At 68.7% G+C, this 22,984-nt stretch carries 16 protein-coding genes; all 16 read right to left on the bottom strand.

From position 1 onward, the window contains the following. Positions 1-78 precede the first annotated feature (78 nt). The 16 genes from ACFQ0E_RS13385 to ACFQ0E_RS13310 all read right to left on the bottom strand — a co-directional run bounded on the left by ACFQ0E_RS13385 (position 79) and on the right by ACFQ0E_RS13310 (position 22,984). On the bottom strand, positions 79-3,993 hold the full coding sequence (locus tag ACFQ0E_RS13385; protein ID WP_386824573.1) for a type VI secretion protein IcmF/TssM N-terminal domain-containing protein: 3,915 nt from the start codon (positions 3,991-3,993) through the stop codon (positions 79-81). After that, on the bottom strand, positions 3,993-4,754 hold the full coding sequence (locus tag ACFQ0E_RS13380; RefSeq protein WP_386824571.1) for a DotU family type IV/VI secretion system protein: 762 nt from the start codon (positions 4,752-4,754) through the stop codon (positions 3,993-3,995). Before ACFQ0E_RS13380 ends, ACFQ0E_RS13385 begins: the two co-directional genes overlap by 1 nt. Beyond that, entirely contained in the window at positions 4,747-6,270 is a 1,524-nt protein-coding gene (gene tssK, locus ACFQ0E_RS13375) for a type VI secretion system baseplate subunit TssK (RefSeq protein ID WP_386824569.1), read from the bottom strand. The genes ACFQ0E_RS13380 and tssK overlap by 8 nt, the downstream gene beginning before the upstream one ends. Before the next feature lie 10 nt (positions 6,271-6,280). After that, positions 6,281-6,757, bottom strand: a complete 477-nt coding sequence (locus ACFQ0E_RS13370; RefSeq protein WP_386824567.1) for a hypothetical protein — start codon at positions 6,755-6,757, stop codon at positions 6,281-6,283. Between the two features lie 11 nt (positions 6,758-6,768). Next, positions 6,769-7,146: a PAAR-like domain-containing protein gene (locus ACFQ0E_RS13365; RefSeq protein WP_137852436.1), complete on the bottom strand. Its 378-nt coding sequence runs from the start codon at positions 7,144-7,146 to the stop codon at positions 6,769-6,771. A 3-nt stretch (positions 7,147-7,149) separates the two neighbouring features. After that, complete coding sequence (locus ACFQ0E_RS13360; protein WP_386824564.1) at positions 7,150-7,776, bottom strand: DUF3540 domain-containing protein; 627 nt, start codon at positions 7,774-7,776, stop codon at positions 7,150-7,152. Next, complete coding sequence (locus tag ACFQ0E_RS13355; protein ID WP_386824562.1) at positions 7,764-8,933, bottom strand: pentapeptide repeat-containing protein; 1,170 nt, start codon at positions 8,931-8,933, stop codon at positions 7,764-7,766. The genes ACFQ0E_RS13360 and ACFQ0E_RS13355 overlap by 13 nt, the downstream gene beginning before the upstream one ends. Further along, on the bottom strand, positions 8,930-11,587 hold the full coding sequence (locus ACFQ0E_RS13350; protein ID WP_386824560.1) for a DUF2169 family type VI secretion system accessory protein: 2,658 nt from the start codon (positions 11,585-11,587) through the stop codon (positions 8,930-8,932). Before ACFQ0E_RS13350 ends, ACFQ0E_RS13355 begins: the two co-directional genes overlap by 4 nt. Positions 11,588-11,599: 12 nt before the next feature. Next, positions 11,600-14,221, bottom strand: coding sequence for a contractile injection system protein, VgrG/Pvc8 family (locus ACFQ0E_RS13345; RefSeq protein ID WP_386824558.1), 2,622 nt, complete (start codon positions 14,219-14,221; stop codon positions 11,600-11,602). After that, complete coding sequence (gene tssG / locus ACFQ0E_RS13340; RefSeq protein WP_386824556.1) at positions 14,218-15,312, bottom strand: type VI secretion system baseplate subunit TssG; 1,095 nt, start codon at positions 15,310-15,312, stop codon at positions 14,218-14,220. The genes ACFQ0E_RS13345 and tssG overlap by 4 nt, the downstream gene beginning before the upstream one ends. Then, complete coding sequence (gene tssF / locus ACFQ0E_RS13335; RefSeq protein ID WP_386824554.1) at positions 15,276-17,087, bottom strand: type VI secretion system baseplate subunit TssF; 1,812 nt, start codon at positions 17,085-17,087, stop codon at positions 15,276-15,278. Before tssF ends, tssG begins: the two co-directional genes overlap by 37 nt. Before the next feature lie 19 nt (positions 17,088-17,106). Next, positions 17,107-17,484, bottom strand: a complete 378-nt coding sequence (locus ACFQ0E_RS13330) for a hypothetical protein (RefSeq protein ID WP_386824552.1) — start codon at positions 17,482-17,484, stop codon at positions 17,107-17,109. Between the two features lie 77 nt (positions 17,485-17,561). Continuing rightward, the gene (locus tag ACFQ0E_RS13325) at positions 17,562-18,113 is read right to left on the bottom strand and encodes a type VI secretion system tube protein Hcp (RefSeq protein ID WP_137852428.1); all 552 of its coding nucleotides are present in this window, start codon (positions 18,111-18,113) and stop codon (positions 17,562-17,564) included. Positions 18,114-18,201: 88 nt separating this feature from the next. Further along, positions 18,202-20,151 carry a type VI secretion system contractile sheath large subunit gene (tssC, locus tag ACFQ0E_RS13320; protein WP_386824550.1) on the bottom strand — a complete coding sequence of 650 codons (1,950 nt, stop codon included), beginning with the start codon at positions 20,149-20,151 and terminating at the stop codon, positions 18,202-18,204. A 593-nt stretch (positions 20,152-20,744) separates the two neighbouring features. Then, on the bottom strand, positions 20,745-21,866 hold the full coding sequence (locus ACFQ0E_RS13315) for a hypothetical protein (RefSeq protein ID WP_386824548.1): 1,122 nt from the start codon (positions 21,864-21,866) through the stop codon (positions 20,745-20,747). Between the two features lie 74 nt (positions 21,867-21,940). Next, the gene (locus ACFQ0E_RS13310) at positions 21,941-22,984 is read right to left on the bottom strand and encodes a hypothetical protein (protein ID WP_386824546.1); all 1,044 of its coding nucleotides are present in this window, start codon (positions 22,982-22,984) and stop codon (positions 21,941-21,943) included.

The raw sequence follows: 22,984 nt of genomic DNA, 5'->3' as shown, positions 1-22,984 counted from the left end.
CGGTGGCGTGCGCGACCTGTTCCGACATGCCGTCGCGCACTGGCTCGAATCCTGTTTCGTTTCGCATCATGGAAGGCCTCATCGCGTCGGCGCGCTGCGCGGGAATTCCGCCGGCAGCGCGAGCGGCCTGACCGCCTTGCTCGCCGGGTCGGTGCCGGTCAGTCGCCACTGCATGAACACCCGGGCTTCTGCCTGCGCGGGCTTGCCATCCGCGCCCGGCGCAACCGACTGCACCGGCAGCGTGAAGCGCAGCAGCAGCGGCGATGCAGTGCGTCCGCCGGCACCGGGCGGGCAATGCGTGTCGATCATGCGCAGCAGCGCCCACGGGCCCTCGAAGGCGAAGCGCGCGGTCGCGGCCTGCGCCTGCAGCTGCGGCTGCAGCGCATCGGCCAGCGGTCGCCAGCCGGAGCGTTCGGCCCACTGCAGTTCGAGGGCCACGCCGTCGCCCGGCAGCCAGGACAGCGCCTTCTGCGCATTGGGGAACTCCGAGGCCATGTCATCGATGCGCAGGCGCCAGGTCGTGACCTCGTTGGCGCCGAGGGCGCGCGCGGCGTCGGCCGGGAAGGTCGCGTCCAGCCCGATCACGCCCATGCCTTCGGGTGCGGCGACATTCGCGCCAAGGAAGGCAGCGGCGGCATCGAGGCCTTCGACGAAGGCGTTCGCTTCGCGCCAGCGCGCGCCCTGCAGGTCGCGCAGCGCATCGCCGATCCGCGCGCGGTCGCGGGCGAAGTCGAGGAAGAACTCGCGGACCAGCGCCGGGCTGGCGTCGCGCGCCTCCAGCGGCCCGAACGGATAGCGCCCGGCCAGGTCGCGATTGAAGCGCGTGGCCAGCGTGCCGTACACCTCTTCGGCATCGGCTGCGCGGCGATCCGTGCAGCGCAACTGCACCTGGCGCTCCAGTCTGCGGCGGCGCTCGGAGAACAGGTCGTTGCCGAACTCAGGCGACTTGTACGCCGCGAGCAGGCTGCCGCAGTTCTGGTAGGTCATACCGGTGAGCTGGCCGATCACCAGCGCATCGAGGTTCGCCACCTGCCCGCTCGGCTCCTTGCCCTTGGTGTAGCTGGCGATCTCGGTGCGCGTGTTGCGCCAGAACGCGTCGGTCTGCGGCGTGTCGCGCCAGGCATCGTCCACGCCGGTGCTGCCGGACAGCAGCGACAGGAACGGATCGGCATAGCCGGCCAGCACTTCGGCGCGCGCGACCTGGCGGGCGAGGAAGTCCTTCGCGACCGGCACGCTGCCCAGCGCATACAGGAACTCGCCGCCGGCGGGCACGGTCGGCGAATACAGGCGACTGGCGTCGGCCAGCGCATCGACGCCGCCGAGGTTGTCGGCCGCGAAATCGCGCGCGCACTGGCGCACCTTCGCGCCGTCGTCGGCGAAACCCAGCTGCGCGTACGCGGTCAGCACGCGCTGCAGCGACGGCAGTCCGCGCGCCAGTTCGTTGCCGACTTCCGCCAGTGCAGCATCGCTGCGCGTGGCGGCGGTGGTTTCGGCTTCGATATCGGCCGAGGCCTGCTGCGCGCGACGCAGCGCGTCGTCCATCGCATGCGCCAGCGAGGCGCGCGCGAGCCGGTCGTACAGCGGTCGTCCGCCCTCGGGCAGCGACGGCAGCTTGCGCGCCTTGGCGAACGCTTCGTACTGGTCGAGATAGCCGGCCGCTTCGGCGATCTCGCTCGCGCGCCAGCGTGCGGCGCCGCCGAGGCAGCGGAACGGCGCGGCGGAGCGCAACTGCATGAACGGCAGCGCGACCAGCGCCGGCATGCCGCCGAGTTCGCCCTGCACCGCAGGCGACAGCGTCAGCCCGGCCTTGCCAGTGAGGAACAGCGGCCCGTAGGGCGCGATCTCCATCTGCGCCAGCACGCGCATCTCGGGCTGGTAGCACTGCGTTTCGCCGAACTTGCGCAGCAGGCGTTCGAGCGTGTCGCTGCTGCCGTAGTAGGCGATCAGCGCCTCGACATCGGGCTTGTTGGCATCGACGATTTCCTGGCACGGATTGCGCTCCGGCGACGAGCCCAACCACTGCCCCTGCACCCAGGTCAGCCACCGGCCCATCCGCCAGGTGTTGTCGAGGATCGGCTGGCGGCCCTGGTCCAGCGCGGTCAGCAGCGAGGAACCGGCGGCGACCTCGCGACCCAGCGCGGTGCGCAGGCTCGCCGCGCGCGCGTCGATGGCCGAGGTGAGGCGCGCCTGCAGGCCATTGGGCATCACCGGTTGCGGCACCTTGCCTTCGAGGTTGCGGAAGGCGTCGTCGACCACGCCGCCGCGGCGCATGACGATGCGCGGCACGGGCTCGCCGAAGGCGTACTGCGAGAGCTGGGCGAGCGTGGCCAGGACCTCGCCTTCGGCCATCATCGGGGCGCGCTTGGACAGGCTTTCGTAGCGCTTCAGATTGTCTTCCAGCGCCCGCGCTTCGGCCAACAGGTCGCGGAATGCGGTGCGCTGCACGGAATAGCCCGCGCCTTCGCTCGCCGCGGTCAGGCGACTGCTGCCGAGCAGGTCGCGCGCGCGCTTCTCCAGCAGACAGGACAGCGTCGGCAGCAGCACGCCTTCGACGGTGGTGGTGCCGACGACTTTCGCGCTGCGGTTGGTCAGGCGACTGTCGACCCACGACAGCGGGATGGCCAGTCGGGCCGAACGGGTATCGACGCGCGAGACATGCGCCAGCAGCGGATAGACGTCCTCGCTGGCGAGACATTCGCCGCTCTCCGCCGGCGGCACGCGCGGCACCACCTCGCGCAGCGTGTGCATGCCGGTCACCAGGGTGTCGACCTGGCGCGACACGCGATAGCCGGCCACGCCCAGCGCCACCAGCAGCGCGGCCAGGCCGGCGATGGCGCCGTACTGCACGCGGCGGATCACGTCGTTCCGCGACCACACGCCCTGGCGCGTCGGTCGCGCCAGGGCCGTCTCGCGCAGCACCTTGTCGGCGACGAGGGCATCGACGAAGGACACATCGGTGCGCGCACCGCTGCGCCGTTCGCCCGCGCCATGCACCGCGCCGGTGAAATACAGGCCGCGGAACAGGTGGCCGCTCTGCCAGGCGGTGGTCCGGAACACGGTCTCCAGCCACTCCGAGAGCGGCGCGCGCAGTTCGTGGAATCGCGCCGGGAACAGGAAGAAGCCGTCGACGTCCTCGACGCGCTCGCTCGCCGCAGCGACGTTGACCTGTACTTCGCGCAGGCGTTCGCCGATCCGGTCAAACGCAGCCTCGGCCCACTCCGCCGGCGCGTGGCTGAGGTCCTGCGAGACCGCCGAATAACCGAACATCTCGCGTCGATGCTCCGGCGCGAGATTGGACCAGAACGCGCCGAAGCCCGGCAGGTCGTCGCACTGGGTCACGACCACGTACACCGGCAGCATGAACTCGACCGCCGACTGCAGCTGGCCCAGCTGGCGATTGGCTTCGGCCGCGAGCGCGGCGCGCTCGGACCGCTTCGCGCCGCGCAGGCTGCGCGCGGACACGCACAGCACGATGCCGTCGAGCGCGCGCTCCGGGCGCAGCGCATCGAGCATGTCCAGGCCCTTGAGCCACGCGCGCGCGCCGTCGCTGCCTTCGGCGGCGCTGGCCAGCGCGCCGTCGGCGTCGATCAGCACGCCCCGGCGCAGGAAGGTCCACTGCATGCCGTCGGCCTTCAGCTCGCCGGCTCTCGCGGGCTTCGGATGCCGCTCGATCGCAGACACCGACGCCGCGAAGCTGCTCTTGCCCGCACCCCTGCCGCCCAGCACCAGCACCCATGGCTGCGCGTAGCGCCACTCGCGCCGCGTCGCCAGGTAATCCAGCGCATCCAGGAATCCGCTGAACCAGCCACGCACGCGGGCGCAGAACACGCAGCCGTCGCCGGGCACCTCGATGCCGACGATCTTCGGCTTGCGCAGCATGCGCCGGAACCACCAGACCAGCACGAGCAGACCGATGGCGATGCCCGCGACCAGTCCCGATGTCCTCCCGACATCGAGCTTCTGCAACATTGCGGTGACAGTCTCGAGATCCATCAATGCGTCCCCACCGCCTGCCTGAAAGGTTCGATCAACACCAGCCACACCGCGCTGGACAGCACCAGGTAGACGATCAGCGCGATCGCGGCGCCGATGTACCAGGGCGTGAGCGGCGCGAGCCGCGCCGGGGTGCCGCCTGCCTGCGTCTGCTCGCCCGCCTGCGGGAAGGTCGGCAACTGCAGGCCACCGTCGTGCTCGCGCTGCACCAGCCGGTACAGCCGGGCGCGGACGCGACGCAGCTCGGGCTCGCCGTGCTCGCCGCGATAGCAGCCCTGGAAGCCCAGGCGCAGCGCCAGCACCATCACCGCCGCGACATCGGCCTGCAGCCGATCGACCGCAGGCTCGGCCAGCAGCGCTTCGGCCATCTCGAACACGCGCACCCCGGCATTGCGGCTGCGGAAGATCCGGTGTTCGACCAGCGTGTCCATCCAGGCATCGCTGCCTGACCAGTCGGTTTCGAGGATGAACAGCTCATCGGTCAGCGCGGTCATGACGTACAGCGCCTGTTCGTAGGCATCCATCTCGCGCGCGGTGCCGGTGCGCGCGATCTCGTTGCGCTGGGCCAGCAGGGTCATCGCCAGTCGCGCACTCGTCCGTGCAGCCAGGTCGGCCGGTTCGGTGGGCGTCGGTTCGTCGCCGACGGCCAGCATCGCGCCCAGCCGCCCATCCGCGATGGCCAGCTTGATGGCCACCACTTCGTCGAAGTACTCGGCGAAGCGGGCCAGCAGGAACAGCGGGGCGCCGACGCGTTCAGGCATGGGAATCTCCATGCGCAGCGCCGTGGGCACCGGCATTCGCGCTCGAGGTCGCGCCAAAGGTCGCGCCGGTGCTGTCCTGCGCACGCTGCTCGGACTCCGCGCCCTTGCGGTGGTGCAGGATGATCGCGGCCGGCGCCTGCGCGCGCTCACCCTGGATCACCAGGCGATGCCCGGCGCGGAAACAGTCGACCAGCTGGCCGTTGTTGGCCTCCAGCCGACGGCTGCGCAGCGCGCAGATGATCGCGTCGGGACGCAGGCCGAGCTCTGCGACTTCGCGCGCGCCCAGCACGCGCACCTCGGCACCGGGCATGCGGCGCTGGCGCAGCAGCGGCAGCAGATCCTCGCTCGCGATGCGCGACTCGGAGATCCACTGGTGCAGGTCGTGCGCGCTCTGGCCTTCGCCCGTGCGCAGCTCGACCAGCACGGTGCTGCCGGCATCGCCCGGCAGGCGGCGCGCGTACTGGCCGTCGGCGATGCGCTCGAACGCCATCACGTCCCAGTCGGTGTTGAGCATCGCCAGCTTGCGGCGGATGTAGGTGATCGCAGCGTCGAACTGCGGCTGGCAGTCGTCGTGCCGGTACGGATCCATCGCCAGCGGACGCGGATTGCTGCCGATCGCGGCCATGCGCCCGACCACCTGCGACATCGCCCACCAGGCCACCGAGGGCGAGACCAGCGGGTCCGACAGGACGGTGTCGACCAGCGGCAGGCAGGCGCCGATCTCGCGCGCGGCACGCAGATGGGTACGCGCTTCGCTGCCCATCGATGCCGCGGTTTCCGGCGCATCATCGACCGCATCCGGCGACAGCTCGCGCAGCTTCTTCCACATCGTCGTGCGCAGGTCGCCGAAGCGCTGCTGCAGGCCCAGCACGCCGAGCGCGCGCGAGGCGTCGATGCGCAGCATGGGGCCGTGGTAGGCACCGAGCACCAGCGTCCCGCTGGCGTCGCGCACCACGTCGAGCAGCGGCAATGCGGGATGCCCGACCGGCGGCGCGCCCGCGTACAGCTCCATGCGCACGCGCTGGCGTTCCACGACCACATCGCCCATGCCCAGGGTCTCGTCCAGCGTGGGTCGGCCCGGCAGGCTGTCGTAGCGACGGATCGAGGTGCTGGGCACGTCCAGCGCACCGGCGCGCGGCGGGATCGCGAGGTACACGCGCACCGATTTCGCATCGCCCTCGAAATGCTTCTTCACGTCGACCGCGAGACTGCTCGCGGAATGCGTCGCGCGATAGACCAGCGGCAGGCCATCGGGCATCACCGCGTCGCATTCGTGCACGCAGACGATGCCGTCGGCCAGCCGCACCGGATCGATGCGCAGGTGGCGCAGGCCCCAGCCGTAGGGCACGGCACCGGTGAAGCGCTGGTGCAGCATCGCCTGGGCGTGGATGTCGTTCTGCTGGAAGTGCTGCGGCGAGAGCAGCATGCCCTCGGACCACTGCACCGCATCGGGCAGGAAGTCCGCGTTCATCGCGGCGCCAAGGTGTGCGTTGGACGGAGTGTGGTTCTGTGACATGCCGGTGGCCTCATGGATCCTGGACCGCGATCTTCGCGGCCTGCAGTTGCAGCGTCGGGTGTTTGAAGGGGGTGAGCGCGACCACGGGCCAGCCGCTCGGCGCCACGTAGTTGGCGTAGGCGAAGACCGCGAGACCCTTGTTGCGCGCCTTCCTCGGCAGCTTCACCTGGAAGACGGGGCTGGGCGTGGGCACTTCCAGCGAGACCACGTCCACGTCGGTGGCGAGCATCGTGCGCAGCGCGTCGCGGTCACGGAACCACTCCGGCCCGGTCTTCGGCATCGCGTTCTTCGCCGCGTCGCTGTACACGACCACGACATCCAGCCGCGTCGCGTTGCCCTGGTTGGCGTCGATGTCCGCGCCGACCGAGACGGTCTTCACCGAAGGGCGCGGTGGGCCGATGCCGAGCATGCGCTTGACGCTGCAGCCGGACAGCAGCGCCAGGCACAGCAGCACGGCGAGCGTGCGGAGGACCGGCCTGGTGCGCATGGCGAACCCGCTCATGACAGCACCAGCACGCGGAACTGCGCAGGCGTGAGGCTGATCCCGACCGTGTTCGGCAGCATGCCGTTCTGGCCGTTGATCGAGGTCAGCCGCGACGCGAAGATCGCGCCGACCAGCAGCTTGAAGCTGCCGAGGAACGAGCGCTTCTGGCCCATGCACATGCCCGAGACCACGCCGACGCCCACGTCCGCGGTGCTCAGTGCGCTGATCGTCACCAGGTTCTCGGCGAGACCGCCGCCGTAGAGCACGTTGAACACCGTCGGGATGTTGGTGATCGAGAAATCGATGTTGACCAGCGGCACCGGGATGATCCCGACGATGCACACGTCGGGGAATCCCAGGTTCATGACGAAGAGATTGGTGTTCGCGAACATCGGTCACCCCATGCTGATGCGTTCGCCGTCGACCTTGACGTCGCGTTCGGCGGTGATGAGCGCGTGCTGCCCGTGCAGGCGCAGCAGTTCCCGGGCGTCGAGCAGGTACTGGCCCATCCGCCCGACATACTGCGCGGCCTGTTCGACCAGCGTGCCTGCGACGGTGCAGAACAGCGTGCGGGCGTTGATCGACAGCGTGCGTGCCGAGGTCAGCGAGGCGTCGCCGGCGCAGGCCAGCTCCAGCGCCTCGACCGCGTGCAGCGACACGCGCGACTGGCGCAGCGCCAGCGCATCCGCGCCCTGCACGCTCAGCTGTGCGGCGCCGCCCGCCTCGCGCGCGAGGATATGCAGCACGTGCCAGCGCCCGTCCGCACCCGCGCTGGCCAGCACGCGGTCGCCGGCGTGCGGCTCGACGAGGCAGCTCACCGCGCGCGTGGCGCGGGCACCATTGCCGAGCAGGCAATCGCCATCGTCGAACACGACGGCGATGCGCAGTTCGAGCAGGTCGACCGCGACCGGGACTGCACCAGCGGCCGCCGTCTGTGCCACGCCGCGCGACGGCATCGATTCGGCAGGATGCGATTCGACGCGGTGCGGTTCGACGCGGTGCGACTCGCTCACGGTGCGCATGGCAGTGTCTCCAGGTCCAGAGTGGGGGCTTCGATGGCGAGCAGGGCCTTGTCGGTGCCGGTCTGTCCGCGTCGCGACACGCCGCGCAGGCGCACGTTCGAGAACTGCGCGCCATGCAGGCGGCTGTGCTGCATGCGGCTGCGCTCGATCGCGCCATCGTCGATGCGTGCATGGTCGAAGCGCGCCCAGCGCAGGTCGCAGCCTGTGAAGGCAACCTCGCGCATGCGGCTCTTCTCCCAACTGCTCTCGCGCATCGCGCAGCCCTCGAAGCGGGTCTTCTCGATGACGGCGACATGGAACATCGCGCCCTGCAGGTCGCTGCCGCGCAGCACGACGCCGTCGAGACGCGCCGACAGGAAGATCGCGCGCGGCGCACGCAGGCCCGCCAGCGTGGCGCCACTGAAATCGACCTGGATGCAGCCCGATTCCGTCAGGTCGACGTCGGTCAGATCGGCGCCGCGCAGGTCGCTGCCCTGCAGCTGGCAGCGGCGCAGCGTGGCGCCGGCCAGCGAGCGCGCGCGCAGGTCGTTCTTCATCAGCACGGCATGCTCGCCCTGCACGCCTTCCATTCGTGTCCGGCGCAGGTCGGTGTCGCACAGCGCGGCCTGGTCGAAGATCGCACCGCGCAGATCGGCGCCGCCCAGCGCGGGCTTCCACAGCACCGTGCGCTCCAGGCGCAACGCGCGCAGGTCCGCGTCGCTGAAATCGCATTGACTCGCGGCGCTGCGATCGAGATGCGCGCCCATCCACTGCGAACGCACGAGCGAGCAGTCGACCAGCACCAGCCGCGAGGGCACGCCCTGCGGCATGCGCGCATCGGACAGGTCGCAGCGCACGCAGGTAGTTTCGGACAGCAGGGCGCCGCGCAGGTCTGCGCCGGCAAGCACGCAGTCGATGAAGGTCACTCGGCCAAGATCGCAACCATCGAGATCCATCCCGCGCAGGTCGCAGCCTTCGAACACGGCGCCGGCCAGCGCACGGCCGCGCAGGTCGACCGTACGCAGCGACACCCTGGAGACCGGCCGCGACAGCAGCAGCGCCGATTCGATCGTCGGCCAGTCGCCCAATGGAAGAACTGCCGAAGGCGCGACGCGCGCCGGCAGCGGGCTCATCTTCGGCATCGCGGGAATGGTCACGGTGGCGGCGGTCTGGCTCATGCGATCCCCACCGGCGCATCGCGGCGCGCGCCTGCGAGCTGTGCGCCATCGAGCCGGGCCTCGGTCAGTTCCGCCTGCACGAGTACGGCATCGCGCAGGTCGGCGTCGCGGAAATCGGTCTTGCGACACAGCGTCTGGAAGAAACTCGCACCGGTCGCATCGACGCGCGCCAGGGTGCTGCGCAGGAACAGCGAGCGGTGCAGCTGCGCGCCGCGCAGCGAAGCGCCGGTCAAATCGGCATCGCCGAAATCGCAGCTGGCCAGCGTCGCGCCGTCGAGGCAGGCCTCACGCAGGTCGCTGCCGCGCCAGCCGCACGTCTGCGCACGCAGCAGCGACAGCCGCGCGCCGCGCCAGTTCGCGCGTCCACCGGCATAGACCGTAAGCAGGGTCGCGCCCTGCCAGTGACTGCCGGGCAGCTGCGCATCCATCAGCACGCTGCGCGTCAGCGAGGCGCCATCGAAGCAGGCGCCGGTGAAATCGGCGGAAGCCGCGACCGCCATCGACCAGCGCGTGCCGACCCAGCGGCTGCGCGGCGCCGTGGCATGCATCAGGATGGTCCGCGTGAGCACGGCCCCGTCGAGGCGCGCATCGCTCAGGTCGATGCGCAGCATCAGCGCATCGTCGAGCACGGCGCCGTGCAGATCCGCCGCCTGCCACGTCGCATCCATCGCATGCGCGCCCTGCAGCACGGCGGCAGCGAAGCACGCCGAGCGTGCCGAACTGCCGCAGAGGTTCGTGCCGACCAGTCGCGCACCGGTCAGATCAGCGCCGTCGAGGCAGGCCTGGGACAGTGCCGTCTTCGATAGGTCCGCACCGGCCAGGCAGGCATTGCGCAGATCGGCGCGTTCCAGCATCACTTCGCGCAGATCGGCGTTGCGCAAGTCGGCGCCACGCAGGCAGGCACCTGCGAAGTCGCGACCGACGACCGGCGTGCCGGCGCGGAGCAGCGACAGCAGTTGCGCGCCCAGCGCCTGGGCAACGGCATCCGGCGGCGCGGCGTCGAGCGTGGTCGGCGTCGGCGACGCGGCGCGTGCGGCGCGCTGCAGCGGTGCGAGCGTGGCGAATGCGGCCTGGGCCTCGTCGAGCCGCTTCGGATCGACGGCCTCGGGACCGGCTTCGCGCGCTTTCGCGAAGACCTCGGTCAGTGTCGACGGCAGCGGCGTCGGCTCGCCGATCAGGTCGTGCGCGGGCTGCGCGGCGCGGGCGAGCGCTTCCTGCACCAGCGCCTCGACCGATTTCTCGGGCGTCTTCGGCACCTCGGGCAGGCGTTCGTCCAGCGCCTGCTGCAGGCTCGCGAGCTTCTCGTCGGCATCGCGCTTCGCCTGTGCGGCGAGCGCCTGTGCCTGCGCCTGCAGTTCGGCCAGGTCAAAATCGCAACTTTCCAGCGCGTGCGCATCGAACGATGGCAGCGATGGCGGTTCGGCCCTGGGCGGCACGTGGTCCGGCGGCGGCGTCATGCCGCTGCGCTGCCAGAATTCGGCCATGGTCGCGTCGAGCACGGCCTGGCGTTTCGCCATCAGTGCGGTACGGGCGCGTTCGCGGGCCGCCTCGCGTTCGGCCTGCGCACGCGGACCGAGTACGGGCGCGAGCTGGCTTTCGTCGAAGGCATGCAGGCCGGCGGTCTCGGGGTCGAGGCGCAGCGCGAACACCTTGCGGTAGTGCGCGGCATCGCGGACATGATCGGCGGCGTCGTAACCGACCATCAGCGCGGCGACGTCCAGCGCATCGCTGTCGCGGATCTCGACCTCGCCGCGATGGACCATCAGGCCCACGCCGACCTCGGGGAAGAACCAGACCGTGTCGCAGGCCAGCGCGGCTTCGCGCGCATCCGCCGCATCGGCGCCCTGGCCGAGCACGAAGGCGCGCGGCCGGATCGACGGCAGGGTGCCGGCGATCGCCTCGCCCGAGGCATGCACGCCTTCGAGCCGATAGGCTTCGCCGCCCGCGAAACGTCCGGCGAACTGCTGGTCCGTCGGCGACAGGTTGTACATCGCGAAATCGAAATCGCGCGGCAGGCCCGGGAAGTCCTCGTCCAGCCAGCGCTTGTCGTAGGTGCCGCTGGCGCGCATGCGGCGGCGCGCATGCATCAGCGCCTGCGGCGCGAAGCCGGCGACGGTGAAGTCGTCGCGGCCGGGCGCGACCACCTCGCCCGGCTGTTCCAGGTTCGGCATCGCGCCTTCGCGCAGGCGCAGCGCCCACAGGCGCGGCAGGTAGCCGACGCCCAGCGGGTTGTCGTGGCCTTCACCGCCATAGGCGCGCTCGGCCGACAGCGGCATCGTCGTGAAGGGCTTCGGCGCGCGGATGCACACGCGGCCGTACCACATGCGTTCCCAGCGACGGTCGCCGATCACGTCGATGCGCTTGTCGATCGGTCCGCACTGCAGGCGCACCTGCATGCGCGGCACCGGCTTCGGCGCGTGCGCGCTGCCGCTGAGCATGACCTCGGCATGGGCCTTGGGCAGGATGTGGTCCAGCGCCTGCCCGGCCGGAAGCTGCTTGAGCACCTTCGGCCACTGCAGGTTCTCGGTCAGCAGGCGTTCGTCGTCGCGGCCCAGCGCGAAGAAGCCGAGCGTGGCCACGGCGAGGCGATGCGCGCCGCGATACGGGTACGGCTGCTGCAGGACCCCGAGCGTGAGCGGCTTGACGATCTTCATCGGCGTCTCCGCTCACAGCACCAGGACGATGACCGGGATCTGCATCACCGGTCCGTCGAGGTCGATCTTCGCCTGCGGCGCCTTCGCCGAGACGTGCACGCCGGGGCCCGCGACCTCGACCACCGTGCTGGAGCCGGTCACGCTGACCGAACTGGAATCCCCCGTGACGCTGAGATGGTTGGACGAGCCGGTGACCGACAGGCGGTTGTCCATGCCGACGATGTTCATCGCATTGGTGGCGCCCACCAGGCTCACTTCGGCGCTGACACCGAGCAGGCTGTTGCGTTCGGACACGCCGGTCGCGGAATTCGACTGGCTTATGCCGATCGCGTCGTTGCTGTTGTGCGCGCCGATGGCGCTGTTGCTGTTGCTCGCGCCGGCGGCATGGCTGCTCACGCTGGTACCGACGGTGCTCGTGCTGCTCTGCGTCGTCACCGTGCTGACGTTGTTCTCGATGTTGTGCGTGCTGATGTTGGTCGAGGTACCGGTGATCGTCGAGATGTTTTCCGAGTCCGCGAAGATGTCGGTCTTGCTGCTGACCTTGCCGGTGTGCGTGCTCTCGTTGCTCACCGCGCCGTTGTAGGTCGAGATGGACTTCGTCTTGCCGTTGCTCGTGCTCTTCGCGTAGGTATCGCCATGCACCGTGGAGATCGAGGACTGCACGGCGGCATCGGCGTCGGCGTCCGTTTCCGGCGCGATCGAAGCCGGGTCGTACTTGCCGACCACCGACTGGTGGTGGCTGGCGCCGGTGGCGCTGAAGCTGATCTGCTCCTTGCCCCAGCTGTTTCCGTAGGTGGAACCGTAGGACCAGGACTCGCTGAGCATGCCGTCTGCGCCCTGCTCCGAGGTCGAGTAGCCGTAGCTGCCGCCGCGCGAGTACGAGGCATCGCGGAAGAGCTTGCGGCCATAGGCGGCCTCGACCAGCTTGACCGCGGCATCGACGTCGGCGCGCGACCAGGGCTGGCCGAAATGGATGCTGCGCGAATCGCCATAGCTGGTCGAGAAGCTGTTGCCGACCTGGCTGTGCGCGGTCCAGCTCGAATCGGTGATGGTCTTCGTGCCATCGCCCTGGACCATGTTCTGGATCTCGGGGATTTCCGATTCGTCGTTGGCGCGCGAAACCCAGACGCAGGCGCCGACTTCCGGAATCGTCTGCATGTGCGCGGCCAGCTTCACCCACACCGGAGGCGTGCCAGGCGGATCGGTGGCGAAGCGCACGTACACGCCCTTGGCGTGCAGGCGCTTGTGCACGCCCTGGCTGTCCTCCAGCCAATTGCGGCCGAGGCTGAAATCGTCGGGGATGTAGTACGGCCAGTGCTGCACGGCATCGTCGCCGCCGGGCGAGGCGACGTGCGCGAGGACCACGCCCTGCTGGGTGTCCTGCAGACCGGTGGCGGAGATCAGGCCGTCGGCAGGCGTCGCGGAGAAGTGGTTGTTGTACTCGCCGTCGAGCACCGACTCGTGCTGCACCTGGGTGAGCACGAACTCCACGCCGTTCAGCTCGGGCCGCACGTCCTGCATATCGGTGGCCATGTGGAAGCGATGGCCGGCGCGCAGCAGCGGGCAGAAGCTGGCGCCGCTGAACTGGCGTTCGCCACTGTGGATCGCCGATTCGGTGGCCTGCGCGAATTCGCGCACCTGCGCGGTGCTGAAGCCGTACTGCACCACCTTGTGCTGGCGGAACGGCAGGTCGCCGGTGTCGGGACGGCTGTCGGCGCGGAAAGTGGTGAAGCTGGCCAGCGGATCGCCCGGCTGGGTCACGTCCCAGGCTTCGGTCTGCAGCGTGAAGATGCCCTGCACGCCGCTGACGCCGAGCGACTGCTGGTAGCTGTACTGCGACACCACGTCGCCTTGGTGCATGCCCAGCGCGTCGGTGGCTGTCCAGGTGTAGCGCAGCGCGGTGTCGCCCGGAATCGCCGGCGGATAGGTCGGCCGGTTGTCGAACACCATCACGTGGCGGTCGGCCTCGTGGCGGAAGTAGTAGTAGATGTGCGCCTTCGACATCAGCCGGCGCAGGAAGTCCAGGTCGGTCTCGCCGGCCTGGAACCAGTCCTGCACGCGGCAGGTGGCGAGGTTGTCGCTGCCCTTCAGGCCCGAGAAGGATGCCTCGACGCCGTGCTCGCGGCACAGCTGTTCGAGCACGTCGCAGATGCTCTTCTGGGTGAACACGCGATAGCGGTTGGTCAGGCCCATGCGCCAGGCCGCAGGACGCATGGTGATGCGATAGATGCCGGGCAGTTCGATCGCCAGCGCGGCGACGATGCCGTTGAACAGCGCGAACGCACCTTTCGGGCCGGTGCCGTCCAGCGCCTGGCGGAACGCGAGATGGCCTTCGTCGCGATCGCTGTACGGCGTGGTGCCGATGCCGACGGTGACCGGGCGGCCGATCACCGTCGCGAAGTCGAGCGCTGCGGCCTGTTCGGCGGCATCGCCCGTGGCGGTATCGCCGTGCAGCTCCAGCTGGTACTCGAACAGGTCGGACGCGCTCTCCTGGCCCTGGAAGCGTTCGAGGCTGAAAGCGTTCTCGCCGAGCACCTGCCCCTGCGGCATCGCGATGCGGCAATGCTGGTAGAGCAGCGGCTGGTCGACCAGTTCGAGCGCGGAGCCGGCGATGGGATCGTCGAGCGAAGTCATGCGGCGCCTCCTGCGTGGCCGTCGAAGGCCGGGACCGTGAAGCGCAGCTGCGGCGCGGCGGGCCGGCCGAGCCACGCGGTCTGCCCGAGGCGCAGGCCGACCGTGCCTGCAGCGGGTGAGCCGCGCAGGACCGGCGGCGGCACGGTGTCGGGATCGACCGCTATGCCCACCTCGCAGTCGAAGCGGCGATCCAGCAGCAGGCGCAGCATCGACACCAGGCCGCGATGCCCGGCATCCGGCCAGCGTTCGCCGGACCGCTGCACACGCAACGGCAGCAGCGCGCACAGGCGCTGGAACGACACGAAACCCACGTCGAGCGCGACCGCCGCACGGGCGTCCCACATGCTTTGCCCGAGCAGCGCGCCGTCGCCGAGGCGGTGGCCGCAGCGACCCAGGCAGATGCGATCGCGCGGTTCCAGAGGTCGCCAGCGCCCGACCAGCATCCGCAGCTTGCAGTGCACGCCGAGGTAGGTCGTCATGACCTGCGCGACCACCGCACCGCTCTTGCGCGTGTTGACCATCAGCCCCGCGAGGCCCAGCCAGGCACGCATCGGCAGCGGCACCTGCGCCTGCTGCGCCTTCAGGCCCAGGCCCATCAGCGACGCCAGCTGCGCGGCGTAGCGGGTCGCTTCCGGCGGCGCAGGATCGAGCGCGCGCACCGCCGTGCTCTTCAGGTCGTGGCGCAGCACGTGCAGGCGCTGGTTGAACACGTCGAGGAAGGCCGGCATCGCGTGGCCGCCGATGCGCTCCTGTTCGCGCACCCATTCCAGGAAGGGTTCGGGCAGCGGGCCCAGCTCGCTGGCGACGCAGTAGTTCGGCGTGCGCAGCTCCACGCGCACCGGCATCTCGCCGCGCTCGCGCATGGCCAGGCGGAAGGCGGGCATCGGCGGCGCCTTGCCGAGCCGCGTGACCTCGTGGCCCGGGAAGGCCGCGCCGAGGTCGGCACGGAAGCGCAGGCGCGCGTCGACCGGCCACGGGCCTTCGCTGCGGTGCCGGAGCAGCCGCACGAGCTGATGGACGTCGAACCGGGCGTACTGCCCGACGACGGCGCCGATCAGAGAAGGACCTGGTTGCCCGCCAGCGGTGGCCATTCCTTGAGAACTCCCTTGACGTCAGGCATGCGCAGGCGCACCTGCACCACCGTGTTCACGGCGGCGTAGAGCGCGAAGAAATGTCGGAGCACGGTGCAGAACAGCACCGCGCTGGTGTCTTCGAACCGGGTGTGGTCCAGGGTCACGTCGATCTCGACGCCCTGCACGTAGCCGCGTCGGCCCGGTTCGCCGTGCCAGCGCACCAGCGGACGCGGATCGATCGCGAGGATGCCGTCGATCGCGCGATGGCCCAGCGTGCTGCTCGGGCCGACGTGCTGGCGCAGGATGTCCTTCAGCGCCGACATCGCATGCGGGCCACTGGACAGCGACAGGTGATTGAGCGCCAGTTGCGAGACGAGCAGCCACGGCCGCGATCCGGTCATCGGCGGCGTCTGGTGCGCGGTCGGCTTGCCGAGCACACGCGTGGTCGCGATCGGCGATGCACCTTCGACCTGCAGCTTGTCGCCGACGCGCAGGCGCTCCGGCATCCGCCGATTGGTGCACAGCGCGCTGCCCGCGATCACGTCCTCGGCCGGATCGGTGAGGCGGAACTGCGCGTCGAGGAAAGACACGTACAGCTCGGTGCCGCCGATCCGCGTGCGCTGGCTGGGCTCGCGACGGGTGATGTAGAAGTAGTCCTGGCCTTCGATGTGCTGGAAATCGTCCATCGAGAAATACGGCACCAGCACGCGCGGCGCGGATCCGGCCCGCACCGCGTTGAGCCGCTCGATCCGGTAGATCTCGCAGTTCGCGTGCTGGCCGATGTCGCCGGTGAGGCGGTACTCGTAGCGGGTGTGGTCGAGGTTCAGTGGATCGATGCGCTGCGGATACAGGTTGACCAGCGGCACGCAGTTGGTCATCAGTACCGTTGGCGCCAGGCGCAGCGCCGGGTTCGGCGGCACGTCGAGCATGAACAGCAGGTCCAGCGTGTCGTCGGCGTGCGCCAGGTCCAGCGCCTCGATCTCGAAGAACAGGAACTTCTCCGGGAAGGCGAAATATTCCTGCAGGATGCGGAAGGCCGGATGCGCCTGCGGATGCGCGGGCAGCGCGGCCTCGTCGTCCTCGAAGCCGAGCCAGCGCAGGTGTTCGATCGGCAGCCGGCGGCAGGTCGCGCCCGTGCCGGGCGCCTCGACCACCGCCAGGCCGCGCAGGTGCGCGCCGAGCAGCTGGTGCAGCGCGTGCGCGGGCCCGCCCTCGGGATTGAGATGGAAACGCAGCCGGGTCGGCTGCATCTGGTGCAGCGCCGTGCGGCCGTTCTTGCGCAGGCTCACGCGCAGCACGCTGCGGGTGTCCTGGTCGATCGCCAGCTGCGGGTAGTCCTTCGGCGAGACGATGGCCAGGTCGACCACGTCCAGCGGCCACAGCGCGGTGTCGAAGCAGGTGCGGAAACGGCACGTCGCGCTGCCGCCGGCCTCGATCGGCACCGAGGCGACGACGCTGCGCCCGCGTTCGACGCGGCCCACGCCATCGGGCTGCACGGCCATGTGCGCGACCATCATCGACGGCAGCGGTGCGGCCAGGTGCGGATACAGGTCGGCGAGCAACGCGTTCGGCAGCTCGGCCTGGTCGAGATCGAGCTGGTGGCGCAGGCGCCCGGTGAGATAGGCGAACGACTGCATCAGCAGTTCGACCTGCGGATCCTGCGAGCGGCCGCGATGCAGGCCGAGCATGCCGGCCTGCGCCGGATGGTCGGCAGCGAACTCGCTGGCCTCCTCGCGCAGGGCGGTCAGCTCCTGCTGGTAGGCATCCTTCAGTCGGTCGACCCCGCTGCGCATGCTCGCGTCGGCCTCCGGCTCAGAACGGCGCCGCCACGCAGACATTGCGCGGCTGGTCTTCGTTGGGGAACACGGCGCTCACCACCAGCCGCCAGGGGGACAGCGCGTCGGTCGCGCGCTCGGTCTCGACGCGGACATCGCGCAGGCGCGGCTCGTGGCGCACGATCGCTTCGCGCAGCGCCTCGGCGTAGGCGTCGAGCATGCCGATCGCGCTCGCGCCCATCGTCACCACGGACGGCATGCCCCAGGGCACCGCCGGAATGCCCTGCCCGACCAGTCGGCCGGTGGCGGCGATGCGCTGGATCTGCGCCACGATCGCCGCGTTCTGGTCGAACGGCTCCTGCCGGCCGTCCAGGCCGCGCGGCAGGGTGCTGAGGCGTTCGAACAGGAACTGCATGCGGGCTCCACGACAACGCGCGAGGGGAAGACATCGCGCCGGCGCGCGCGCATCGCGCCGACGCGGAACCGCGACGATCAGGTGAAGCTGTTGGCGATCGGCCGGTTGTGCATGACGCTCCAGCCTGCATGCACGTTGCCGGGCGTGCTCATGTCGACGTCCTGGATCGTGTAGGTCCAGAGGATCTCGGTGAAACTGATCTTGAACTGCTCGGTCGGCATGTCGTTGGGATGCGACTGGAACTGGATCTCGCTGATGATCGCGTCGCGCAGCGCGAGGGTCATGATGTTCGCGGTCTTGTCGCCGCTGTTGCGCGCGATGTAGATCTTCGTCGGATTGTCCTTGCCCGCGCCCAGCGGCGCGGCGCGCAGGCAGATGTCGTACAGCTTGACCGAGGTCTGGTCGACGTACTTGACGCAGGTGAACTCGGTGATCACCGGTCGCCCGGACGTACGCGCCTTGTTGCTCACGTCGGTGGTGATCTGCTGCTTCATGCCGTGGTGGATGGAGACCAGCTCCATGCACTTGCCGAAGTTGAGGATGTCCTGGCGCCAGACGTTGTCGATGTGCGTCGAACTGGTCTCGCCGATGAGGTCCGGGTTGCCCGGTTGCAGAAGAATGAGGTCCATGGATGCCTGCCCTGGTGTAGTTGGGTGCGTCGGGATGTGCGTGGGATCAGCGGGGCGCGGGGCGACGCGTCATGCGCCGCCCCGGGCATCACTTCGGAAGATCGGCCACCAGCCGGATCGAGGTCGTCAGTTCCTCGAGCTGGAAGTGCGGCTTGAGGAAGACCGTGGCCTTGTACGCGCCGGGCTCGCCGGGCACATCGACCACCACGATCGACGCCTCGCGCAGCGGGAACGCCGACTTCACTTCCTGCGACGCGTTGTCGTCGAGCAGCACGTACTGCGAGATCCAGCTGTTGAGGAAGGACTCGACGTTGCCGCGGGTGAGGAAGCCGCCGACCTTCTCGCGCACGATCACCTTGATGTAGTGGGCGAAGCGCGACGCGGCGAGGATGTACGGCAGCCGCGAGGACAGCGCCGCGTTGGCGTTGGCGTCGGCGTTGATGTACTTCTTCGGCTTGTTGGTGGTCTGGCCACCGAAGAACGCGGCCTTGCCGGTGCCCTTGCAATGGCAGAGCGAGATGAAGCCGAGGTCGTTCAGCTCCTTCTCGCGGCGATCGGTGATCGCCACTTCGGTCGGACAGAAGAGTTCCTTGATGCCGTCGTCGCCACCGCTGCGGAACGTGTAGATCGGCAGGCCCTCGACCAGACCGCCGCCTTCCACGCCACGGATCGCCGCCGTCCAGCTGTACAGCGAGAAGGCGTTGGTGATGCGCTCGGCCAGGAAATACGCGGCGTTGCCCCACAGGAAGTTCGCGTTGTCGGGCAGGCCGGACTCGGACAGCACCGACTCCTCGAAGTTGAAGCCATCGGCCGGCAGCGTCTTCTCGCCATACGGCAGGCGCAGCATCGCGCGTGGCAGGACCAGGGACACGTAGCGCGAATCCTCGCTGTTGCGGAAGTCGCCCCACTGCGCCAGGTCGGCACCCTCGAACACCTTCGACAGCTCGCGCGGCTTGGCCAGGTCACCGAAGGCGGACAGGCCGAACATCTCCGGCGATGCGGCAGCGATGAACGGCGCATGCGCGGCGGCGGCGACACCGGACATGGCCTCGATGAAGCCCATGTGCGAGGCCGACGGACCGAACTCGTAGCCGCCGATCAGCAGGCTGTACGGCGAACCGCCGTAGGTGCCGTACTCGGCCTCGTAGATCAGCTTGAACAGGCGGCTCTGGTCGAACTCGACCGCCTTGGACAGATCGTCCTGCAGTTCCTTCAAGGTGGCGTTGAACACGCGGAGCTTGAGCTGCGGACCGGTCTCGGAACGCGACACGAGGTAATAGAGGGCGCGCCAGGTCGCCTCCATTTCCTTGAAGCGCGCGCTGTGCATGACCAGCGACAGCTGGCTGCTCAGCGCCTTGTCGATCGCGGCCACCGCATGATCGATCGACAAGGCTGCACCCAGGCCCTTACCATCGTTGCCGTTCGCGTCCTTGGTGACGATCACCGGCACGACATGGACCTCGAACGCCTTGGCGAGCGTGGCCTTGAAGGCCTCGTCCTTGTCGGGGAAGCCCTCGTTGAGCTTGGTGCCGACATCGGCAGACCAGGCGCCGCTGGTTTCGATCGCCTTCACGGCGTCTTCCAGGATCGTGCCGACCCCGTCGTTCACCTCGGCGCGGGCCTGGGCGTCGCGCAGCGCCTTGCGCTGCTCGAACACGTCGTCCAGCGCCTTGACCTTGCGTACCACCGCGACCGGGTCGAAATCGGCGATCGATTCGAACACCACGACTTCGCCGGCCAGCTTGCCCGTGCCGCCCGGCAGGACGTTGTCCACGTCCTTGAGCAGCACGCGCGGCATGCTCTGCCGCAGCACTTCGTTGAAGTTGTCGCGGTCGATATCGACGATGCGACGTTCCTTCATCGCCACCGGTACCGGCGCGGCGGCTTCCGGATCGCGGTCGCCGGTCAGGTCCGCGAAGATGCCGACGATGAAGGGCAGTTCGCGCTTCTCGATGGCACCGTTGGTGTGGACGTCATACGTGATTCGCACACGGGGAGGACGCACCCGCAGCAACTTTTTTTGCGCGCTTTCGCTCATTCGCTTGGCCCCACAGGGTTGGTTGGTCGTTCCTTGCGCCCGCGCCGCGATGCTGTCGCGATCACCGGGCATTCGCTGCCCTGCGTGTCCATGTCGCGACCATCGCGACCGCACCAACGTGCAAGGCTTCGGCGATGACGTAAACAAGTTGCGTGCCAAGTCGCGACCATCTCGCAAGCCGTTGATCGTCAAACTGTTTTGTCGAAGAGGCTGCCTTCCTGCGAATCTCCGGCGACGCGTCGCGCTTTTTCAAGCGCGATGCCGACCAGCCGGAAAACCCTTGCAAACAAGGGATTTGCTGAAATTCAACGGAATCTCTTCGCGCACCTGCGGTGGGTGGAATTCGACCCGGGCCGGGTCGGAATACACCCAGGCGATCGCGCAGGAGGCAGGTCGCCTCGTGCATGACCGATCGAGCGGACAGGATGCACCGCGTGGACCGGATCGACGACGACGATGGAAAGCGCTCGGTGCGCGCTCTGAACGCGATCCATCGCGCGCAGGGGCGGATCAGGCAATGGAGAATGCTGCGGCGCGGAAGCCCTCGGGCATCCGCGCGCGCCTTGGGATGACGACAAGCCCGACGGGGCCGGTCATTTCTTGTGGTAAGCGTAGAGGCTGCGCAGTTCCGTGACGTTCTTTTCGCTGTCGATCAGGCTTTCCATCGGCTTCGCGCGGATCACGGTGTTCTTGCGCTTTTCGTTGAAGACGGGGCCCGGTTTCTGACCGCCGAACTCCACGCCCGGAACGCCCGAGATGACCGAGCGGTCGCCGGTCTTCTTTTCGAACACTCTCCCGCACTGGAAACAGACCTGGTTCGGAAAGCTGGCGAACATGCCGACCAGTTCCGAATCCCTGTCCATCTTCACGCTGCGGTACTGGTTGTGGAGGGTCAGCGACATGGGTTCGGAATGGTAGGTCTGCGAGGGCGTCCCCTTCTTGCCGTCCATCTTCGCCACCTCGATGCTCGGCAGGTAGAGTCTCTGCGGACTGTCGCTCTTCTTGTTGTCCAAGCCCTTTCCGGACACCCCCATTGCATACGTGGATTCAGTGAACTGGAAGTTCCGTGACTTCTCGTCGAACCGCACCTTGCCCACATCGGACAGGATCGTGTTGACGGTCTGCGGCTTGTCCCTGGTGTTGACCGACGGCTTCGTCATGACCTCCGCGCGCGAATTGAACGCGTCGACGAACTCGCTCTTGCTGGACGGGTCGCTGGAGAACGCTTCGGAAGTCGGCAGCGAATGCATGCGCCAACCCTGGATGCCGCCATTGTCCAGGTCGCTGAATCCGCCGATGGACCCCCGGCGGGACCTGTACATGACGCTGCTGCCCAGCCCCCAGTCCTGCTTGGTCTTGATGGGCTTGAGGCCGGTTTTCTCGATATAGCTGTCCAGCTGCTCCCGCGGCGTTTCGCTCTTTTCCTCGTCGCCGGAAAATGTGATGTTCGAGAATTTGTGCCATTTCACCCCTTGCCCGGACTCGATGGCCTTTTCCTCGAAGGCCTCGTGCCCGAACGACAGGGGATTCTTGATCGTGGCGTTGAAGGTGGATGTCGGCGTACGGATGACCTGCTTCGGCAGCGAGGGCGTCGTGCTGATCTTCTTGCCGACCCGCTCATCGTTCTTCTGCAGGACCTGGGACTTGTTGCCCTCTTCCTTGAGATCGGATTTGAATTCGCTTCGTTTGCGCTTCTTGCTGTCATCGCTGTTCATCGAACCATTCCATCGCTTTTCTTTGTTTCACTGCCCTCGCCTTCCGGCAGTCATCGTCATTCGCACACGTCACGCTAGAGGTTGCGCCGGCCGGATTGGATGGTGTTGGTACGGCCATCGTGGACCTGGTAGTGCAGGCGCGCGCTGCCGTCGGGCTTGTGCCGGATCATCACGAACGCGTGCTGGCCGCCGGGGTAGTCGTTGCGGCCGAAGGTGGGGCCGTTCGCGGACAACGTTTGCTGCAGCACGCGTCCGTCCGTGTCGGGGCGGACATGCATGAACGCCCCGCCCTGCCGGCTCACCGAACAGCCACTGAGCTGTGTGGTGACGATGGTCGACTCCGTGCGCTGGCTCAGGGTGTTGGCAGGAAGGCGCCCCTGCGAGAAACCGGTGACGCGCGCATCATTCGGCGCGCCGTGCGGCTGCGGGCCGCTGGTCATCTGGTCGCTGGTGGACTGCATCATGGGCAGGAACGCTGCCGTGAAGTCGTGCCCCATGCGCTTGGTGCCATGGGCGCCGCGATGCGCCTCGGCGTCGCTCGACTTGACCAGGCCCAGGTGCGCCAGCGGCCGGCGCGTCCTGCCAGAGCGATCGGTGATCTGGTTGAGCGACGGGAAGGCGGAGGTGCGACTGGTCACCGTGCGGAACTGGAACCCGGTGGCCGTGTTCGACGTGCCGCCCGGATCATCCGGCTCCTGCACCTTGCCCTGCACCGCATACGTCCTGAGGAACGCCGCAGGATGCTGCTGGAACAGTTCGTCGGGCGACAGGTGGCCGTACTGCAGCCAGCGGCCCTTGTCGATCAGATCCTGGCGGTTTTCCTGCTTGCCCTTGCGCTTGATCGTCCTGCCGAGCTCTTCACGACCGGTGGTTTCCAGCAGCTTGCCCGCGCCCATCACCGCGAGATTGCGCAGCGGCGCGCTCGGCAGCGTGTACAGCGCCGCGCCACCCACCGCCATGCGCGCCATGCCCTTGGCGATGCCACCCCAGGTGCCGCCCTCGCCGCTGTTGCGATAGACCTGGGTGGCGCCATCGACCACCTGCGATGCGCCGGTGGCGTGATAGGCCATCGTGGCCGTGGTCTTGATCGCCGACGCGACCTTGTCGAAATAGCTCAT

The organism is Lysobacter brunescens, from assembly GCF_042677005.1.
GTDB lineage: Bacteria > Pseudomonadota > Gammaproteobacteria > Xanthomonadales > Xanthomonadaceae > Lysobacter_I > Lysobacter_I brunescens.
This window is presented reverse-complemented; position numbering and strand designations above follow the sequence as displayed.

Bases quoted from the DNA above. Each gene is read 5' to 3' on its own strand.
- ACFQ0E_RS13385 (WP_386824573.1), bottom strand. From the start codon at position 3,993: ATGGATCTCGAGACTGTCACCGCAATGTTGCAGAAGCTCGATGTCGGG.
- ACFQ0E_RS13380 (WP_386824571.1), bottom strand. From the start codon at position 4,754: ATGCCTGAACGCGTCGGCGCCCCGCTGTTCCTGCTGGCCCGCTTCGCC.
- tssK (WP_386824569.1), bottom strand. From the start codon at position 6,270: ATGTCACAGAACCACACTCCGTCCAACGCACACCTTGGCGCCGCGATG.
- ACFQ0E_RS13370 (WP_386824567.1), bottom strand. From the start codon at position 6,757: ATGCGCACCAGGCCGGTCCTCCGCACGCTCGCCGTGCTGCTGTGCCTG.
- ACFQ0E_RS13365 (WP_137852436.1), bottom strand. From the start codon at position 7,146: ATGTTCGCGAACACCAATCTCTTCGTCATGAACCTGGGATTCCCCGAC.
- ACFQ0E_RS13360 (WP_386824564.1), bottom strand. From the start codon at position 7,776: ATGCGCACCGTGAGCGAGTCGCACCGCGTCGAACCGCACCGCGTCGAA.
- ACFQ0E_RS13355 (WP_386824562.1), bottom strand. From the start codon at position 8,933: ATGAGCCAGACCGCCGCCACCGTGACCATTCCCGCGATGCCGAAGATG.
- ACFQ0E_RS13350 (WP_386824560.1), bottom strand. From the start codon at position 11,587: ATGAAGATCGTCAAGCCGCTCACGCTCGGGGTCCTGCAGCAGCCGTAC.
- ACFQ0E_RS13345 (WP_386824558.1), bottom strand. From the start codon at position 14,221: ATGACTTCGCTCGACGATCCCATCGCCGGCTCCGCGCTCGAACTGGTC.
- tssG (WP_386824556.1), bottom strand. From the start codon at position 15,312: ATGGCCACCGCTGGCGGGCAACCAGGTCCTTCTCTGATCGGCGCCGTC.
- tssF (WP_386824554.1), bottom strand. From the start codon at position 17,087: ATGCGCAGCGGGGTCGACCGACTGAAGGATGCCTACCAGCAGGAGCTG.
- ACFQ0E_RS13330 (WP_386824552.1), bottom strand. From the start codon at position 17,484: ATGCAGTTCCTGTTCGAACGCCTCAGCACCCTGCCGCGCGGCCTGGAC.
- ACFQ0E_RS13325 (WP_137852428.1), bottom strand. From the start codon at position 18,113: ATGGACCTCATTCTTCTGCAACCGGGCAACCCGGACCTCATCGGCGAG.
- tssC (WP_386824550.1), bottom strand. From the start codon at position 20,151: ATGAGCGAAAGCGCGCAAAAAAAGTTGCTGCGGGTGCGTCCTCCCCGT.
- ACFQ0E_RS13315 (WP_386824548.1), bottom strand. From the start codon at position 21,866: ATGAACAGCGATGACAGCAAGAAGCGCAAACGAAGCGAATTCAAATCC.
- ACFQ0E_RS13310 (WP_386824546.1), bottom strand. From the start codon at position 22,984: ATGAGCTATTTCGACAAGGTCGCGTCGGCGATCAAGACCACGGCCACG.